At 72.4% G+C, this 19,286-nt stretch carries 10 protein-coding genes; all 10 read right to left on the minus strand.

What is annotated here, in order from left to right; translation table 11 throughout:
• Positions 1–6 precede the first annotated feature (6 nt).
• On the minus strand, positions 7–1,260 hold the full coding sequence (fabF, locus tag Asera_RS00250) for a beta-ketoacyl-ACP synthase II (protein ID WP_030444997.1): 1,254 nt from the start codon (positions 1,258–1,260) through the stop codon (positions 7–9).
• 53 nt (positions 1,261–1,313) lie between these two features.
• On the minus strand, positions 1,314–3,005 hold the full coding sequence (locus Asera_RS00255; RefSeq protein WP_030444996.1) for a thiamine pyrophosphate-binding protein: 1,692 nt from the start codon (positions 3,003–3,005) through the stop codon (positions 1,314–1,316).
• On the minus strand, positions 3,002–5,689 hold the full coding sequence (locus tag Asera_RS00260; protein ID WP_211255493.1) for an aldehyde dehydrogenase family protein: 2,688 nt from the start codon (positions 5,687–5,689) through the stop codon (positions 3,002–3,004). The genes Asera_RS00255 and Asera_RS00260 overlap by 4 nt, the downstream gene beginning before the upstream one ends.
• Before the next feature lie 83 nt (positions 5,690–5,772).
• Positions 5,773–10,548, minus strand: a complete 4,776-nt coding sequence (locus Asera_RS00265) for a type I polyketide synthase (RefSeq protein WP_084131036.1) — start codon at positions 10,546–10,548, stop codon at positions 5,773–5,775.
• Between the two features lie 387 nt (positions 10,549–10,935).
• A complete protein-coding gene (locus tag Asera_RS00270; protein WP_157034664.1) occupies positions 10,936–13,155 on the minus strand; it encodes an ATP-binding protein in 2,220 nt (739 codons plus the stop codon).
• A 308-nt stretch (positions 13,156–13,463) separates the two neighbouring features.
• Positions 13,464–14,693: a cation:proton antiporter gene (locus Asera_RS00275; RefSeq protein WP_030444992.1), complete on the minus strand. Its 1,230-nt coding sequence runs from the start codon at positions 14,691–14,693 to the stop codon at positions 13,464–13,466.
• 17 nt (positions 14,694–14,710) lie between these two features.
• Positions 14,711–15,772, minus strand: coding sequence for a sulfotransferase (locus Asera_RS00280; protein WP_030444991.1), 1,062 nt, complete (start codon positions 15,770–15,772; stop codon positions 14,711–14,713).
• Positions 15,773–15,798: 26 nt separating this feature from the next.
• Entirely contained in the window at positions 15,799–16,614 is an 816-nt protein-coding gene (locus Asera_RS00285; RefSeq protein ID WP_157034663.1) for a DUF4386 family protein, read from the minus strand.
• Positions 16,607–17,371 (minus strand): enoyl-ACP reductase FabI, encoded by a 765-nt coding sequence (gene fabI, locus Asera_RS00290; protein ID WP_030444989.1) that lies wholly within the window; start codon positions 17,369–17,371, stop codon positions 16,607–16,609. The genes Asera_RS00285 and fabI overlap by 8 nt, the downstream gene beginning before the upstream one ends.
• Before the next feature lie 25 nt (positions 17,372–17,396).
• Positions 17,397–19,208, minus strand: a complete 1,812-nt coding sequence (locus Asera_RS00295; RefSeq protein WP_051801897.1) for an NAD(P)/FAD-dependent oxidoreductase — start codon at positions 19,206–19,208, stop codon at positions 17,397–17,399.
• Positions 19,209–19,286: the final 78 nt, after the last annotated feature.

Consider the following 19,286-nt stretch of genomic DNA (forward strand, 5'->3'; position numbering starts at 1 on the left):
ACGGGATCAGCCCTGCCACCGGCGGACCACGGCCACCGCGTTGTGCCCGGCGAAGCCGAACGAGTTGCTCATCGCCACGTCGACCCGATGCTCCTGTGGCTTGTGCGGCACGTAGTTCAGCTCGGGGTCCTCGGGGTTGTCGCAGTTGATCGTCGGCGGCACCCGGCCGTCGAGCATCGCGTTGACCGTGGCCATCAGCTCCACCACGCCGGCCGCGCCGATCATGTGCCCGGTCATCGACTTCGTCGACGAGATCGGGATGCGCAGCGCGTGCTCGCCGAACAGGGTGCGGATCGCCTGCGACTCGGTCCGGTCGTTGAGCACCGTACTGGTGCCGTGCGCGTTGATGTAGTCGATGTCCTCCGGCCGCACGCCGGCGTCGGTCAACGCGGCCTGCATCGCCTGCCGGGCACCGCGGCCGGTCGGGTGCGGCGCGGTCGGGTGGTACGCATCGGTGCTCGCGCCGTACCCGATCACCTCGGCGAGGATCAGTGCGCCGCGGGAGAGCGCGTGCTCCAGCTCCTCCAGTACCACCATGCCGGCGCCGGCGGACACGACGAATCCGTCCCGGTCGACATCGAACGGGCGGCTGGCCCGTTCCGGGTCGTCGTTGCGCTTCGACAGCGCCCGCGACATCGCCGCGGAGCCGACGTCGACGGAGGTCACCGAGTTGTCCGAGCCGCCGGCGAGCACCACGTCGGCGTTGCCGTACATGATCATGCGCATGCCCATGCCGACCGCGTCGGTGCCGGACGCGCACGCGGTACTGATGGCTCCGCTCGGCCCCTGCGCGTTGACGCGCAGCGCCACCTCACCGGCCGCGCTGTCGATCGCCGCGCCCGCGGTGATCCACGGGGTCAGGCCACGGAATCCCTTCTCCACCATGTTGATCGCGCTGTGGTGCAGGATCAGCGTGGCGCCGAACCCGGAACCGACGAGCACGCCGACCCGCGGCGCGATGTCGTCGTCGATCGTCAGCTTCGACTCCTCCAGCGCCTGCAGCGTCGAGGCGATCGCGTAGTGCGCGAACCGGTCGATCCGCCGGGAGACCTTGCGCTCCATCCAGTCGGTCGGCTCGAATCCCTTGATCTCGCCGGCGATCCGCACCGGCAGGCCGCTCGCGTCGAACGAGGTGATCGGGCCGATGCCGCTGCGGCCGGCCATCAGCGACGCCCAGAACTCGGCGACGTTGAGCCCGATCGGGGTGATCGCCCCGCGGCCGGTGATGACCACCCGGCGCCGTGCTGGTTGTGGGTTCATGACCTTCTGCTCCGATGCTGTCGCGTGCACCGCGGCGCGGTGCAGTGGGGCCGTCAGCGGTCCTCGACCGCCGGGAAGTCACCGTCCAGCTCGTCGAGGTCGGCCGGGACGTCGGACAACGCCACCGGTACCTCGACCACCGCCACCCGGCCGGCCGCGCACTCCTTGAGCGCGCGGTCCAGCTCGGCGTCGATCGCGTCGGCGGTCGATACGACCGCCCGATGTACCGCGGCGGGCAGCTCGCGCAGTCCGGGCGAGGCGACGAAACGGAACCGGTCGCCACCCTCGGATCGCTTGTCCCACTGCGACTGCAGCCAGCCGTACCCGCCGTTGTCCAGCACCACGAACAGCACGCCGATCCGCTGCTCGGCCAGTACCGCGAGGTCGGCGCCGAGCATTCCGAACGCGCCGTCGCCGACGAGTGCCACGACGGTACGGTCCGGCGCGGCGAGCTTGACCCCGCCGGCCGCGGCGGCGCCGAAGCCGAGGCTCGTCTGCTCCGACGGGACGATCGAGTTCGCCGGCCCGGCGCAGCGCCAGAACGGGAAGAAGTAGGACCACATGTCCTGCAGCCCGTTCTCCTGCACCAGCACGTGCTCCGCCGGCAACCGCTCGGCCAACGAGGCGAGCAGGGCGGCGATGCGCGGCGCGCTCGATGCCCGCGCCGCGGCCGTGTCCGCTTCGACCCGCTGCCGCGCCCGTACCGACACGGCACCCGCACGGTCGACCCAGACCGGGTCGGGCTCACGGCGGCCGACGGCGAGCCGGGCACACCAGTCCTCGACCACGCGCCCGGCGTCCGCGACCACCGACGGCCCGGCGAACTCGGTACTCAGTTCGGTCGCGTCGATGTTGACCTGCACCACCGGTACGCCGGCCGGTGCGAAGCCGGTGCCGAACGTCGCGGTCTCCTCCAGCCGGCTGCCCAGCGTGATCACCAGGTCGGTGTCGCGCCACAGCTCGACCGCCTCGGTCGGCGAGTACAGGCCGCAGACTCCGCAGCACAGCTCGTGCGCCTCGTCCACGGCACCCCGGCCGGACGCGGTACTGAACACCGCCGCGCCGAGACCGGTCGCCAGCTGCTCCACCACGGCGGAACCGTTGCGGTGCCGCATCCCACCGCCGACCACCAGGATCGGGCGCCGGCTCGCCCACACCGCCGACCACGCGGTCGCCGCGGCGGCCGCGTCCGGCCCCGGGTACTGCGGGGCGACGTCCCGCCACGGCCGCGTCCGGGGTACGACGGCATCGGACAGGTCGTCGGCGATCTCCAGGTACACCGGCCCAGGCGCGCCGGCCGCCGCCGTCGTGAACGCCCGTTCCAGCGCCGGGACGAGCCGGTCCGGATGGTCGACCCGGTACGCCCACTTGGTCAGCGGCCGCAGCAGCGCCACCTGGTCCAGCTCCTGGAAGGCCCGCGCACCGCGCCGGGCGACCGCGGTACCGGCGGCGAGCACCACCAGCGGCGCGGCCGACGCCGCGGCCTCCAGTACCCCGGTCAGCACGTTGGTGCTTGCCGGCCCCTTGCCGATCAGGCACACCGCCGGGTTGCCGCTCTGCAGCGCGTACCCGGTCGCCATGAAGCCGGCGTTGCGCTGGTCGCGGTTGAGCACGAACCGGATCTCGCCGTCCCGCAACGCATCCAGTACGGTCAGGTCGTCGGCCGGCAGGCCGAACACGGTGTCCACGCCGCGGGTGGTCAGGAAGTCGACCACCGCCTGCCACGCGCCGGGATACGAGGTCATCCGCGTACCGGGCATTCGTCCGCCACCACCTTCGAGATCAGCAGCGGCTGGGCCCAGCGCCGCTTGCGATGACTGACGTAGTTGGCCATGATGCCGCGGCCGCCGAACGGGCGGTTCCCGTCGTCGACGTCCAGCAGGGTCCGGTCCACCGCCACCACGTGCCGCTTCCCCAGCTGCTCCACCAGATCCGGCGCGTGCCCGTACACCATCGCGCCCATCGCCCGGTCCTGGAACGACGGCTCGGTCAGCCGGGTGCGCAGCTGTTCCCGGTCGGTGTAGCTGACGACGTTGAACACCGGGCAGAACAGTTCGGTCAGCGACATCGGCGCATCGAAGTCGCGCAGCAGGATCGTCGGATGCACCTGCCGGGTACGGAAGTCGACCGCGCCGCCCTGCACGATGTAACCGGCGTTGCGCGGCAGGTACTCGGTCACCGCGGTCAACGCGCTGTCGTAGCAGATCGGTCCGTAGTCCGCGGCCGGGTCGGCGCAGTCGCCGAACGTCATGGCGGACAGTCGTTTCCCGATCCCCTCGACGAAACGGGCCGCGTCCTGCTCGGGGACGAAGAACACGTCCGGGCCGAAGCAGTCCTGGCCGGAGTTGAGCATCCGGATCCGTACCGCGTCGTCGATGGACAGGTCCAGGTCGGCGTCCGGCGCCACCACGAACGGGTTGGCACCCTGGCCGAACAGCATGAACAGCTGGTCGGTGCGCAGCTGGGCGCGCACCGCCTCGGCGTTGTGGTACGTGCCGGTGAACACCACGACGTCGGCGTCGGCGACCGGTCCGCCGACGAACTTGCGCTGGCTCAGCGAGGCGAGTTCGATCGGAATCTGGTGTACCGGCGCCAGCAGCTCGTGCAGCTCCCGGGTGACCTCGGCGACCTGGCTGGACGGCCGGAACGCGATGTCCTCCACGAACAGCGCCGGCACCAGCAGGTACAGCACGTACGAGTAGAGCAGCACGTTGGACGGCATGAACACGGCCATCCGGCGTACCGCCTGCGGTCCGTTGCGCAGCACCTCGTCGACGGCGCCGGCCAGCGTGTGGATCGACCCGTCGATCTCCATGTCAACCGCGCGGTGCAGCGAGATCCGGGTCAGGATCCGGCGTACCTCCTCCGGCCGGTCCCGCAGCAGTTCCAGCACCGCCCGCAGCCCGGCCACCCGAGCCGGGAACGGCACGTCGCCCTCGCCGCCGGTCGTCGCCACGCCGGGCAGCAGCACCATCGCGTCGTCGCCGTTCGCGGCCGGCCGCCGGGCCGGCCCGACCAGTTCTTGCGCCATGTCGCGCAACCGGGCGAGATCCGGCTTTCCGTTGCGGTTGAGCGGGAACGACGGCAGGACCGCCACCTTGTTCGGACGCTCGTAGTCCGGCAGCAGGGCAGCGATCTCGCGCCGCAGCTCGGCGGCCGGCTGTCCGCTGCCGTCGGCCACGAAAAGCACCAGCTGGGTACCGCGCCCCTCGTCGGAGACCGCGACGATCTTGACCGGCCGGCCGCACATCTCGGCCTTCCGCTCGATCGCCTCCGGGTAGAGCGTGTGCCCGAGCCGGTGCACCGCGTACTTGCGGCCGAGCACGACGATGTTCCCGTCCGCGTCGGCGTAGCCGAGGTCGTTGGTCCGGTACGGCCCGTCACCGCGCGGCTCGATCGACCCGTCACCGCTCAGGTAGCCCTGCATCAGGCTCGGGGACTGCACCCAGATCTCGCCGCTCTCCCCGGCCTGCACCGGATGCCCGTCACCGTCCACGATGGTGACCTCGACCCCGGGCAGCGGGCGCCCGCAGCCGACCGCGTTGCCGGGAGCTGCCAGCGCGACGTTGCCGGCCTCGTTGCTGCCGTACCCGTCGAGCAGCGGCAGCCCGAGCCGCTCCTGGAACCGGTCGGCGAGCGACCGGGGCATCGGGGAACCGCCGACGCAGAACATCCGTACCGAGGCGAGGTCACGGGCGATCTCCGGCCGGCGGTCCATCAGCTTGAGCAGGCTGTGGTAGGTCGACGGCGCGGCGTCCAGCACCGTCGCGCCGCTGTCCGCGGCCAGCTTGACCGCCTGGTCGAGCCGGCCGAGCGGCGCGATCGCGAGCGAGCAGCCGAGCGTCCACGACATGACCAGCAGCGTCAGCCCGTAGAAGTGGGAGAACGGCACCAGCGGCAGCAGCACGTCGGTGTTGCGGTACGCCATGCGTTCCCGGGTGCGCTCCAGGTCGTGCAGGAACCCGCGGCCGGAGCGCACGATGCCCTTCGGGATGCCGGTGGACCCGGACGACCAGGTGATGAGCGCGTCGGTGCGCCGGTTCCAGGCCGCGAACGACAGCACGTCGACGTCGGAGGTCGCGTCCGCCTCCTCCTTGACCAGGCTCGCCAGCGACACCACGTCGGCCCCGCCGGTGCTTTCGTCGAGGTCGCCCCGGACCACCCAGCGGGCCCGGGCCCGGCGGGCCATCCGCACCCGCTCCGCCTCGGTCTCCCGGTCGTCGGCCAGCACGATCGACACGTCCAGATGCATCAGGGCGAGCAGCGCCACGACGTAGTCGGCCGAGTTGCTGGCCGCCAGCATGACCCGGTCGCCCGCACACACGCCCCGGCCGCCGAGCACCGCAGCCATCCGCAGCGCGCGTTCCTCGATGTCGACCGACGTGTTCACGGCCTGGCAGGTGAAGATCCTGCCCGTCAACCATTCCACAGTGAGTCCATTCATCGCGTACGAAGGGGGATCGGGCCCGGGGATCGACGCGTCGGTCGGTCACCGGAGCCGTCGGGTGCGCCTCACGCGGGGGTGGGCGCCAGCGGTGTGCGAAGCCGGCCGAGTTCCTCGGCGACGACCTGCACGGTCCGTTCGAGCTGCTCGGTGGTGTGCTCGGAGGTGACGAAGAACCGCAGCCGGGCCAGTTCCTCGGGCACCCCCGGGTACATGATCGGGTTGACGCTGATGCCGCGATCGAAGAGCGCGTGGCACAGCGCGAGGGAGCGGGCCGAGTCGCCCACGATGCACGGCACCACCGGGGAGTCCCGGCTGGTGCCGGTGTCGATACCGGCCTTGCGGGCGAGATCCAGGAACAGCCGGGAGTTCGCGGTCAGCCGGGCCAGCCGGGCCGGCTCGGCGCGCATGGCGCGCAGCGCACCGAGCGCCGCCGCCGTGTTCGCCGGCGTCATCCCGACGCTGTAGACGAACCCGGGCACCGTGTACCGCAGGTACTCGATCAGCGTGCGGGCGCCGGCGACGTAGCCGCCGCAGGATGCGAGCGACTTCGACAGCGTGCCGGACCAGATGTCCACAGTGGACCGGTCGACGTCGAAGTGCTCGCCGATCCCGCCGCCGTGCGCGCCCACGGTACCGATGCTGTGCGCCTCGTCGACCATCAGCAGCGCACCGCGCCGCTGCTTCACCGCGATCAGCTCCGGCAGCTGCGCGATGTCGCCGTCCATGCTGTACACGCCCTCGACGACGACCAGGCAGCGGCGGTGCCGCGGCCGGTGCCGGCCGAGTACCGCGTCCAGTGCGGCCGGATCGTTGTGCGCGAACGGTCGGCGCGTCGCGCCCGACAGCGCGCAACCCTGCAGGATGCTGTCGTGCGCCAGCTCGTCGTGCACGATCAGGTCGCCGGGGCCGACGAGGTGGCCGATGACCGACACGTTCGTCGCGTGCCCGCTGACCATCGCCAGGCACGCCTCGGCGCCCAGCAGGGCGGCCAGTTCGACCTCCAGCTCGTCGTGCAGCGGCCGGTTCCCGGACAGGAAGCGGCTCGCCGACACCGAGGTGCCGTACCGCCGGACCGCCTCGAAGACCGCCTCGTTGACCTGCGGATGCCCGGACAGTCCGAGGTAGTTGTAGCTGGAGAAACTGACCAGCTCCTGCCCGTCGATCCGGGTCGTCTGCCGGGCGTTGCCCTCGTGCGTCAGGAAGTACGGGTTGCGCCCGAGCCGGGCCAGCTCCTCGTCGTGCCCGGCCAGTTCCGGCATGTCGGCGAGGCCGCGTTCGGGTGTCACCGCGCCCGGGCCGGGTTCGGTGGGCCGCGGCTCCGACACCGCAGGGGGAGTCGGGTCCGGTGTCGGAGCCGCGGGTGGGTGGCCGCCGAGGGCGGCGGCCGCTGCCGGCACGGTGTCGCCCGGACGCACGATCTCGGCGATGGCGTCGACCATCTCGCGCAGCGTCGGACGAGCCGGCAGGTCGGTACCGGCTCCGGCCAGTGCCGGCCAGACCCGGGTCAGCGCGGACAGCAGCTCGGTGACCATCAGCGAGTCGAACCCGAGCTCCTGCACGAGCAGTTCGGTACCGGTGAAGTGGTCGACCGGGAACGCGCTGATCCGGGCCACCTCGCGGTAGACGACGGTCGCGACCTCGTCACGCCCGGACATCACCGCCGAGCCCGGCGCCGGGGTCGCGACCGGCCGCGGGTCGGCCGCTGCGGCGACCAGCCGCGGGTCGGCGGCTCCGACCAGCCGCCGGTCGGCGGTTGCGGCGTCCGGCTGCGGCCGGTCCGGTTCCGCGGCGGCCCGCGAAGCGTTGGTGGCGCCCGGATCCAGCGACCGCAGCAGCGCGATCTGCTCCCGGAACAGGTTGACGAGTTCGCTCACCGGCTGGTCCTCCTGGCTCGCTGCAACGGGTACCTGGGTCGGCCGCGATCCGGCGCGCGCCGACGACGCGTCCGGTGGGCGCGAACCGGCGGGTGCCTGCGGTGGTTTCGGACGACCGGCCGCGTTCGGCGCACCGGCGGTCGCGTCCGCTGCCGGCGGACCGGGCCGTACCGGCACGGTCGCGCCGTTCGACCGGAAGCCGGCCGGGTCGCCGGCGCCGGTACGACCGGCGAGCTGCCCGGCCGGGTCGGTCTCGGGGTGCAGGAACGCGTCGACGTCCGGCCACGGCGGGGTCGGGTAGCTGCGGTTGGCCAGCGGCGTCACCGGCGGGCTGAGCAGCCGGCCCGGCGCGGCGGTGATGCCGGAGCCGTCCACGTCCACGCCGAGCGTGACGAGCTGGGCCAGCCCGGTGAGGAAGCTGCGGGCGTCGTCCGGCCCCTCGCCGGTCACCGACACGTAGTGGCAGTCGGTGCGGTCCCGCAGGTTCTGCCGCACCGTCCGCAGCAGCGCGGACCCGCCCAGCACCTGCACGAAGATCCGGGCACCCGCCTGGTACGCGGTGCGAGCGGCGTCGGCGAACCGTACCGGCGCACCCGCATGCCGGCGCCACAGCTCGGCCAGCTCGGCCGGTTGTGCACCACCGGTACCGGAGACCGAGGAGACGAACGTCCGGGTCGGCGGCAGGATCGCGGCGGCCGGCACCGCGGCCCGGATCTCGTCCCGGGCCGAGTCCAGCAGCGGGGTGTGGAACGCGTTGGAGACCGTCAGCGGCTGGCTGCCGATCCGTTCCGCGGCCAGCCGCTGCTCGAACTCCGCCAGCGCCGCGACGGTACCGGCCACCACGGTCTGCCGCGGATGGTTGTAGCAGGCCGGCCACAGCCCGGCGATGCCGTCGAGCAGCTCGGCGACCCGGTCCGGGCCGGCCTGGACGGCGAGCATGCCGCCCCGCTCGGTGGCCTCCGCCGCCCGCATCGCGGCGCCGCGGCGCGCCATCATCGTCACCGCGGCGTCGTCCGGCAGAGCGCCCGCCGCGACCGCCGCGGGGAACTCGCCGACGCTGTGCCCCAGCGCCACGTCCGGCGTCACACCGCAACGAGCGAGCAGCCGGGTCGCCGCCACCCCGAGAATGCCCAGGGCCGGCTGGCACACGTCGGTACCGGTCAGCCGGTGCCGGCCCGCCTCGGTGTCGGCGTCCGCGCCGTACACGGCGTCCAGCGCCGAGAAGCCGGAGCCGGTGCGGACCCGGTCGTCCAGCCGGTTCGCCGCGGCGGCGAACACCGGGAACCGGTCGTACAGGTCGCGCAGCATGTCCGGCCGTTGACTGCCCTGCCCCGGGTAGACGAACGCGACGACCCGGGCCGCGTCCCGCACGGTGCTGCGCGCCAGGTACACGCCGTCGTCGAGCCGCCCCGTGTCGGTACCGGCAAGCCGCGGCAGCGCCGCCTCGATCCTGGCCCGCAGCTCGGCCCAGGACGCCGCGACGATGGCGAGCCGGGCGCGCAGCGGGCGCCGGGTGCCGAGCGTCGCGGCGAGCCGGGTGAGGTCGTCGGCGGTACCGAGGCCCTCCCGGTCGGCCCAGTCGAGGAACCGGCGCAGGTAGCCGTCCAGCCGCTCGATCGTGCCGGCGGTGAAGACGAACAGTTCGGGTCGCGGTTCGGCCGGTTCCGGGGCCGGCGGCTCGGGCGCCTCCTCCAGGACGACGTGCACGTTGGTCCCGCCGAAGCCGAACGAGTTGATCCCGGCCCGGCGCGGCGTCGCCGGATCGGCCGGCCACGGTACCGCCGTCGCCGGCAGCCGCAGTCCGGCCCGCTCGAGCCGGGCCGCGTCCTCCACGTCGGTCGCCGGCTGCGGCGGGATCGTGCCGTGGTGCAGGGCGAGTGTCGTCTTGATCAGGCTGGCCAGCCCGGAGGCGGTCAGCGCGTGGCCGACGAGCGCCTTGATCGAGGTCAGGTACGCCGGCGGGACCGGGCGGGCGGCATCGTCCCCGGCCCGTACCCGGGTCAGCGACGACAGCTCGACCCGGTCGCCGACCACCGTCGCCGTACCGTGCGCCTCGATCAGCCCGACCGACCCCGGTGCCACCCCGGCGTCGGAGTACGCCCGGGTCATCGCCCGGACCTGCCCGTCCTCGCGCGGCGTCATCGGCCCGTCCGCGGTGCCGTCGTTGGAGCAGCCGATGCCGCGAATCACCGCGTACACCCGGTCGCCGGCGGCGAGCGCCGCGGCGAGCGGCCGCAGTACCACGACGCCGACGCCCTCGCCGAGCACGAACCCGTCCGCGCGCCGGTCGAACGGCCGGCACACACCGGCCGTCGACAGCGCGCCGACCCGGGAGAAGCCGACCAGCCCGACCGGTGCGAGGCTCAGGTAGGCCCCGCCGACGAGCGCCTCGGTGCACACCTCGGCTCGCAGCGCGGTGACCGCTTCGTGCAGCGCGGTCAGTCCGGACGAGCAGGCGGAGTCGACGGTGAAGCTCGGCCCGCCGAGATCGAAGTGCTGGCTGACCGTCGCCGCGGCCATGTTCAGCAGCGAGCCGGGCACGGCGTACGGGTCGATGCCGGCCGCGCCGGGCGTCAGCTGGTTGAACTCGGCCGAGCTGAGGGCGAAGTACACGCCGGTGTTGACCGCGTCGTACGGGCGGCGTTCCCATCCGGCGTCCTGCACCGCCTCGCGCGCCACGTCGAGCAGCAGCCGGTGCTGCGGGTCGGTGTTGCGGACCCGCCGGGGCGACATCCGGTAGTGCACCGCGTCGAACTCGTCGACCCGGTCGAGGTAGGCGACCCGGTCGGTGTAGCTCTTGCTGTCCGACCGCCGGTCGTCCGGGTCGAAATAGCGCGAGTGGTCCCAGCGCGCTGCCGGGACCGGGCGAAACTGCCGTTCGGTCGAACTGGCCAGCCGCCAGAAGTCGGTCAGATCCCGTGCACCCGGGAACCGGCAACTCATGCCGATTATCGCGATGTCCCGCATGAACGCTCCCGACTTCACATCGCCTTCACTCGCCTGACAGGTACCGGTCGACCATTTGACGCCGCCCGGCGCGACGCCGGAATTCGAAACTTCGCAGCCTCGCAATTCATCGCCGTCGATGTCGCTCAGGATGCCATCGGGGCGGTACCGGTAAACCGATGGAATAGCCGAAGTATTTGCCTTCACCGACACTGCGGTACTGCGCGTTCTCGCACTTCGGAGGGGTCGGCGGGCACCGAACCGGTACGCCGCGGCAGCGCGGTCGTGACAACACCGAGAGTCGCCGTTCCCGTTATCCCGCCGTTACCAAAACGGCGAACGCGCAGCATGATTCCACGGTGGCGCGAGCAAAGGCCGAAAGCGCGGCAACGACCGCGGTGGACTCGTTCAGTACTCCCGTGATAAAGGAAGTTCGGCGTGCAGAATCCACTGGGCGACGCCGACCCGAGAACGACAGTCGAGCTTCCGCATGACGTGCCGCAGATGATTGATCGCGGTCCACTCGGAAATGTCCAGATCCACGGCCACCTGCCGGTTGGTGTGCCCCGCCGCCACCAGCCGCGCCACCTGCAGCTCCCGCGCGGTCAACGGCGTCTCCGGCGGGGCCGGGTGGCGCGTCGCCGGGGCCGGCACCTCGGCCTCGCCGAGCGCCAGCCCGACCGCGTCGGCCAGCGTGGCACGACGCCCCGCCAGCCGCTCCCGCCGGAACACCGGCTCGCCCACCGCGTCCCGCAACCGCACCAGCGCCTGGTCGAGCGCCCCCGGCGGGCAACTCGGGTACACCGAGCCGGCCGTCGCCCGGATCGTCTCGGCCGCACCGACCAGCCGAGCGGCGAGCGTGCACTGCCGCGGATCCCGGCCGCGCGCGGCGAGGACGGCCAGCGACTCCAGGGCGAACGCCACCCCGGGCCGGTGTTGCAGCTGGTGGAACTGTCGCAAGCCGTCCCGGGTGCGGGCCTGCGCGCCGGTCGGGTCGCCGGCCGCACCGGCCACGGTGCCGGCCCGCACCGCCAGTACCGCGCCGACCAGCGTGTCGCCGGCCGACGCCGACGCATGCCGGTCACACAGCCGCGCCGCCGCGGTCAGGTCACCGCGCAGCAGCGCCAGCGTCGCCATGCCGTCCGCCACCAGCATGCCGGTCATGCCGCGGGCCCGGCCGCACGCCCGGCTCTGCGCCCACCGCCGGGCGGCCTCGTCGTACTGCCGGCGCATCAGCGCGATCTGTCCGAGCAGGCCGAGCGCCAGCGCCTCGCGGCGCTCGTCACCGGTACGCCGGCACCGCGCCGCCACCTCGGTGAGCAGCGTCCGGGCCCGCCGGTCCTGCCGCAGGCAGGCGCACAGCCCCGCGTACATCAGCCAGCCGGACACGTCCGCGCCGGACGGGTCCGCGCCGGCGAGCTGACGGCCCAACCATCCGTGGGTGGCCGCGACCCGGCCGCTGGCCACCACGTATCGGCTGACGTCGAGGATCAGCGAGAGGACCGCCGGCGCCCGGCCGGTCCCGGCGAGATGGTGGCAGGCGTGCCGGAGGTTCTCGTGCTCGTCGGCCAGCGCCGCCAGCGCGGCGCCCTGCCGCGGGCCGGACAGGTCCGGCGCCAGCGTCCGAGCCAGGTCGAGGTAGTACGCCGCGTGCCGGTCGGTGACCCGGTCCGCCTGATGCGACCGGCGCAGCCGCTCGACGGCGTAGCGCCGGGTGGTGTGCAGCATGCGAAAGCGCGGCTCGCCGTCCGGCCGGTGCGCCGCGACCTGCACCAGTGACCGCGCAGTGAGCGTCTCCATCGTGCGTTCCGCCGACGCCGGGTCGATGCCGGTCAGCGCCTCGACCGCGGCCAGGTCGAACCCGCCGGAGCACACCGACACCGCGTCCAGCAGGTCACCCTCCGCCGGGCCGAGCCGGTCGAGGCTCGCACCGATGGCGGACCGAAGGGACCGCTGCGGTACCGGCACTTCGGTGGGCTGCGGCTCCAGCACGTCCAGGCCGTCGCCGAGCCGGCGCAGCAACGCCTTCGGCCGGAACAGCGTCATCCGGGCCGCGGCCAGCTCGATCGCGAGCGGCAGGCCGTCGAGCAGCCGGCAGATCGCCGCCAGTGACCGGTAGTCGTCGGGCGTCGGCCGGTAGTCCGGCCGCACGCTCCGGGCCCGGTCGACGAACAGCTCGATGGCCGGCACAGCGGCCAGCGCGTCCGGGTCGGCCTGCCCGGCGGTACCGACCGGAAGCGGGCCGACCGGATAGACCTGCTCGCCGTACAGGTGCAGTGGCTCGCGGCCGGCGATCACGAAACGCAGCTGCGGGCAGACCGGGAGCAGCGAGCGGACCAGCGTGGCGACCGCGTCGCGATGCCGATCGGCGTCGTCGAGCAGCACCACCCCGCGCCGGACCAGCACGTGCTGGTCGGAGAGTTCGGTACCGCTGACGGTACGCAACAACCAGCGAAGATCGGTGGCCCGCGAGTCCGCGCACGGTCCGTCCGTGGCCCGGTCGGCTGCGCCGCCGCCGTTCGGCCGCCAGCGCTGCAGAAACTCGCGCGCCAACCGCGAGGTGCCGACGCCGGCCGGGCCGACCAACGAGATCACGCGCGGCCCGTCCGGGCCCGCGAGATCCGCCAACTCCGCCAATTCTCGATCCCGACCGATGAAACGACTCCGTGCAGCGCCGAATTCAGGCACGCTCAACCCCCGGTGCACACAGACCCCGCGCCACGATCGGCTCGCAGCCACATTGGCGGTACCAGCAGCCGCTCACAGTAACCGGATGGACTTAGAAGAAAACTTATTCCGGGAGTGCTTGCCGCCACGACAGTTGAATGAGCAAACGAAGGATCGACCACGCCGGTTCGGCACACCGCCAGAAACGCCACCGACGCCGATGCCGAAACGACGACCCAGAATCGGCGCGAGCCGGGGCCGCCGGGTACTCAACGCGGCGCGGCGGCCTCCGGTACCGGCTCGGCGGTGACGGCCGGGACCTCGGTGTGCGGGCGGGCCAGTCTCAGCAGCGGGCCGGTCATCACCGTGGTCAGCAACGCCATGACCACCATCAGCGAGTAGAGGGCGCCGTCCAGTACCCGAAGCTGCAGCCCCACGGTCAGGATCACCAGCTCGGTCAGGCCACGGGAGTTCATCAACGCGGCGAGCGCGCTCGCCTCCCGGCGCTCGGCACCGGCGGCGACCGCGCCGACCCAGGTACCGAGGAACTTGCCGCCGATGGCCACCGCGAGGACCAGGGCGAGCTCCAGCAGCCCGCCGGCACCCAGGCCGGTGAGGTCGACGGTCCGGCCGGCCAGCACGAAGTAGACCGGCAGCAGCAGCACGCTGACCGGCTGCAGGTAGCGCACCAGGTCGGCGGCCAGGTCGCCGCCGCGCGGCAGGGCGACGCCGAACGCGAACGCGCCGAAGATCAGGTGCATGCCCAGCCACTCGGTGGCGAGCGAGGACAGCACGAGCCCGACCACGATCACGACGAGGCGGGTGGGCCCCGACTTGCGCACCACCAGCCGCAGCAGCGGCCGCAGCACGAACACGAGGACCGCCACGTACCCGGGTGCGAAGATCAGCCGGCCGCCGGTGCCGGCGGCCGCACCCGCCATCGCCACCACCGCGGCCAGCAGGCCCCAGGCGACCACGTCGTCCAGCGCCGCGCTCGCCAGTGCAAGACCGCCCAGCCGGGTGCGCTCCAGGCCGCTGTCGGTCAGGATCCGGGCGAGTACCGGGAAAGCGGTCACCGCCATCGCCGCACCGACGAACAGCGCGAGGACGACCGGCTGCGTGCTGTGGTGCCGGTGCGCCAGCCAGCAGCCGAGCGCCACCCCGAGCACCGCCGGCAGCACGATCGACCCGATCGACACGGACACCGCGACGCGCTCGCGGCCGCGGATCAGCTGACGGTCCAGCTCGTAGCCGAGCAGGAACATGAACGGAATCAGGCCCAGGTCGGCGAGCGAGACCAGCGCACCGTCGACCGAGGCGGGAAAGAGCCGCGTGTCCAGGGTGTGGCCGAGCAGCGTCGGGCCGAGGGCCACGCCGGCGACGATCTCGCCGACCACCGCCGGCTGCCGCAGCGCGCGTGCCACCGCACCGAACAGCCGAGCAACGGCCAGGATGATCGCCAGATCCAGCAACAGGGCCTGAACGTCGTGGCTGCTCACCGTGCTCCTCCGGCTCTCTAGGACGAGCCGGACGGAGTGCGGGCCAGCCGCTCGCGCAGCGCCCGCACCGCCCGGGTGCCGGGCTCGCAGGCCTCCCGCAGGGCCCGGCGCTGCGCCTCCGGCGGCTCCGACGACCGACCGGTACCCGAACCCGGTCGGACCAGGGTCACCGCCTCGGCCAACCATCCGTCCGGCGCGTCGACGCCGAGCATCGCGGCCAGCTCGCGGAAGCGGTGCACCGGATCGGCCAGCACGTCCTCGTAGCGCAGGTACCGGATCCGGTCGGTCGGTACCGCGTCCAGCTCGCGGACGCCGTCGGCGACCAGGTGCGACCAGATCATCCCGAACACCGGCAGCGGGATCGGCTGCGACATCAGCGCCGTGCCGTCGAAGCGGTCCGGCAGCAGGCAGCGCAGCTCCGGCGGCAACCGGTCGGCGTGGCCGGCGGACGGCGACAGGTACGGATCGACGCCGAGCAGGTCCATCATCTCCAACACCCGTACCTCCAGCCGGAACGACGGGTGCCGGCTCATCGACGCCGAGGCGGCCGAGCCGTCCCGGTCCAGGTACAGGTAGCGGGCGTCCGGGAAGCAGGCACGCAGCCCCGGGACGAACCGCAACGACGCCCCGGAACGCTCCACGACCACGTCCCGGTCAAACCGGTCGCACAGCCAGTCGAACAACCGCGCGTACTGGACCGCCACGCTCGCGCGCTCCCAGCCGGTCACCGCCGCCTCGATCTCGTCCAGTACCTCGTCCGGCCGGTCGGACAGGTGCGGCAGCGTCACCAGGCTGACCGGTGGAACCCCGGTCTCCGCGGTGAACCGGCCGGAACCGAACGGGTACAGGTACTCGGCCGGCGCCACGCCGTGCCGCAGCTGGGTCATCGCCTTCGACCGCGGGGTGCTCAGGATCGCCCAGAAGCGTCCGCCGTCGATCTCCTCGACCGGGAACGCGTCCGGGTCCAGCGAGGTGAAGAACTCGCTGAGGCTGAGCACCCGCGGGTGCCGGTTCAGCACCGTCGACAGCAGGGTCGAACCGCATCGACCGGTGCCGAGGACGACCGTCAACTGGCGCATCGGGTACCGCTCCCTCTCGACGGTGGTCAGTAGCCGGCCCGGCCGGCGGCCGGCGCGTGTCTCGGCGGGTTCACCGGCGAGGCGCCGGCCGCACCGCCGCGCCGCCACAACAGCACGGCGATCGCCACGTACCAGATCAGCGGGAGCAGGGTGGCGAACACCGGATACAGCACGGCGTAGCCGAGGTCGGTGTTGCCGGTCATCCACAAGTACCCGGTGGTGAACACGGCACCGATGCCGCCGACGACGCCGAGCCAGCCGACCCATCGCGGCAGCCGCGACCCGAGCAGGATCGCCAGGCCGTACCCGATCGGGGCGAGGCCGGTCATCGCGGCCAGCGAACCGAGCTCGGTACCCAGCGTGTCCCGCACGCCTTCGGCGAAGATCGGCACCCACTCCGGCCGGGTCGCGGCGTTCGCCTGCTCCCAGCTGGTCGCCAGGTACTCGTGCAGGTAGCCGTCGTGCACCATGGTGATCAGGAACATCGCGGCGCCACAGATGGCGAGCCCGCCGGCCGCCCGGGCCAGGGGCCGGGCCGGCCCCTGCTCCAGGATGTCGCCGAGGCTCAGCAGGCCCACCAGCTTCAGCAGCACCACGAACGCGAACACCAGGTGCACCACGAGCCAGACGTTGCGGGCGGCGAGGATCCCCTTCAGGTACGTCAGCGTCGGCACGTCGCCGAACGGGTCCTGTACGCCGAGCTCCAGCACGACCGTCACCACCAGGCCGGCGACGACACCGAGCAGCGTCGCCGCCGCGCCCAGCCGGTACACCGAGCGGCGTACCGGCTCGGCCTGGCGGCCGGTCGCGGGCACGTTCTCCAGCACGGTCATCTCAGTCACCCACCGCGTGGTAGCCGCCGTCGGCGTGCACGATCTCGCCGTTGGTCACCGGCATCCAGTCGGACAGCAGCGCGATGCAGGTCCGCGCCACCGGTTCGATCGCGTCGGACTTCCAGCCCATCGGCGCCCGCGCCGCCCAGGCACCCTCGAACTCGCCGAAGCCGGGGACGTTCGACGCCGCCATGGTGCGCAGCGGCCCGGCGGCGACCAGGTTGCACCGCACGCCCTTCGGCCCCAGATACCGGGCGAGATAGCGGTTGCAGGACTCCAGGCCCGCCTTCGCCACACCCATCCAGTCGTACGACGACCAGGCGAACCGCGCGTCGAAGTCCATGCCGACCAGCGATCCACCGGTACGCATCAGCGGCGCGGTCGCCATCGCCAACGCCTTCAACGAGTAGGCGGACACGTGCATCGCGGTCGCCACGTCGCTCCACCGGGTCTGCAGGAACTCGCCGCCCAGCGCCGTCTCCGGCGCGAACGCGATCGAGTGCAGTACCCCGTCGAGCTCGTCCACGTGCTCGCGCACCCGGTCCGCCAGGCTGTCGAGGTGCTCCTCGTCGGTCACGTCGAGCTCGATCACCGGTGCGGGTTCCGGCAGCCGCGTCGCGATCCGTTTCACCAGGCTCAGCCGCCCGTACCCGGTCAGTACCACCGTCGCGCCCTGCTGCTGCGCGAGCCGAGCCACCTCGAACGCGATCGACGCCGTCGTCAGTACCCCGGTGACCAGGATCTTCTTCCCATCCAGGATGCCCATCGCTGTCCCTCCTCCCGTTCGTCGCTCAGTCGGCGCTCGGCACCGGTACCGGCCCGGCCGGCGCGGTCCCGGCCGTCGCCACCTCGACGACCCCGGCGCGCATCAGCAGCTTGATGAAGTTGAGCTGGATCTCGTTGAGCTCGCCGCGCAGCTCGCGGTAGGTACGCGGGCCGGACGAGAGCGCCTTCCACACCACGACACCGCCGTCCTGGTCCGGGAAGCTGCGCACCTCGCGGTCCGCCCCGGGTACCGAGAAGCGGTGGCACACCTCGGGACTGGCCATCGGCGACGGCAGCGCGTCGCCGTGCGCGATCGGGTCGCTCCAGTACCGCGCGACCGCGTCCCGGTACTCCGCCGGTACGCCGAACGACACCGGCGGCAGGTTTCCCTTGAAGCCGGGCAGGTCCAGCCCCAGACTCTCCCGCATCGTCGCGCCCTCGGCGATCCGTACCACGTCGTCGTCGCCCGGCTCCCCCGGGTCGGCCAGGCCGAGCGCCCGCACGTACGGGCCGTCCGGGTCGAGGTCCTCGGCCGCGTAGCTGTGCTTGGTCATGGTGCGCAACAGTTCCGCGTCCATCGCGGTGCTCAGCAGGATCTCGAACGTCTCCTCGCGCACGCCGAGATCGACGGTGTTGCCGCGGGACTTCCAGTACACGCTCTGCGGGTGGTTCTCGCCGATCGCGTGGTACCACTGGTCGATCGACAGCGAGTACGTCTCGGCGATGGCGTGCCACTCGCGGTCGTAGTCGGTCCACACGTCCCGCTTGTACTGCTCCGGGATGTTCGGGTCGACCGCGGTGCGGATCAGGGTGGCGGCGGACAGCGCGTGGTGCATCGCGAACGCGACACCGGAGGAGAACAGCGGGTCGACGAAGTACGCGGCGTCGCCGACCAGCAGCCACTTGTCGTCGAAGTTGACGAACTCGTCGTTGATCATCGAGTAGTTCGTCGCGGTGCTCATCTTCCGCCGGATCGGCGTACCGTCGGTCGCGAGGTCGCGGATCAGCGGGATCCGGTCGATCGTCTTGCGGAACACGTCCGGATCGGTGAAGTCCTTCCCGTCCTCGCGCAGCACCTCGGGCACCGTCACGATGCCGATCGAGTGCGTCACCACCCAGCGGCCGTCGATCTTCTTCGGTACCGGGATGAACCAGCCCCAGCCGTCCTCGAACGCCGAGCACACGATCGGCGACTTGGACCCGTCGTGGAAGATGTTCCAGTCGCGGTCGATCGAGTAACCGTGCCGGCAGCCCGTGTAGTGCTGCCACACCGCGATGTTGCGGTACGCCGACAGGTGCTGGCGCCGCTGCGGCGAGGTGATGCTGTTGCGGCGGCCGGACGCGTCGACGAAGAACGTGCCGTGCACGGTGCGTCCGCCGGCGAGCCGCACCTCGCACCCGCCGGGCAGCCGCGTGTAGCCCTGCACCGAGGTCTCCTCGAAGACGTGCACGCCCTGCTCCTCGGCGTGCCGCAGGAGCAGGTTGTCGAGGTCCTCCCGGTTGACATGGAAGGCGAAGCGGGACTGCCCGTCCTCGGCCCAGTGCGCGTGGTCGAAGAACCCGGCCGTCGGCTCGGTGCCGTCCCAGTAGAAGATGCCGCCGTACTTCTTGACGGTGAAGTCGGCGTTCATCACCTTGTCCAGCACGCCGATCTGCTGCATCGCCGAGGTCGACGGGTGCGCGAGCGACTCGCCGATGTGCTCCCGCGGGAACTTGACCTTGTCGAAGATCGCGACGCTCAGGTCCGTCGTCCTGGCCAGCTGCGTGGCCAGGGTGGATCCGCCCGGCCCGCCACCCATGATGACGACGTCGTAGTGGGTACCGATCTCACGGCTCATTCGTGGCCCCGATTCATGTCTCGCCCACCTCGTGGCGGGGAACGGCCCGCCGGATGTGCCGTACTCGGACGTCGGCTG

The sequence above is a fragment of the Actinocatenispora sera genome (assembly GCF_018324685.1).
In the GTDB taxonomy this organism is placed as follows: domain Bacteria; phylum Actinomycetota; class Actinomycetes; order Mycobacteriales; family Micromonosporaceae; genus Actinocatenispora; species Actinocatenispora sera.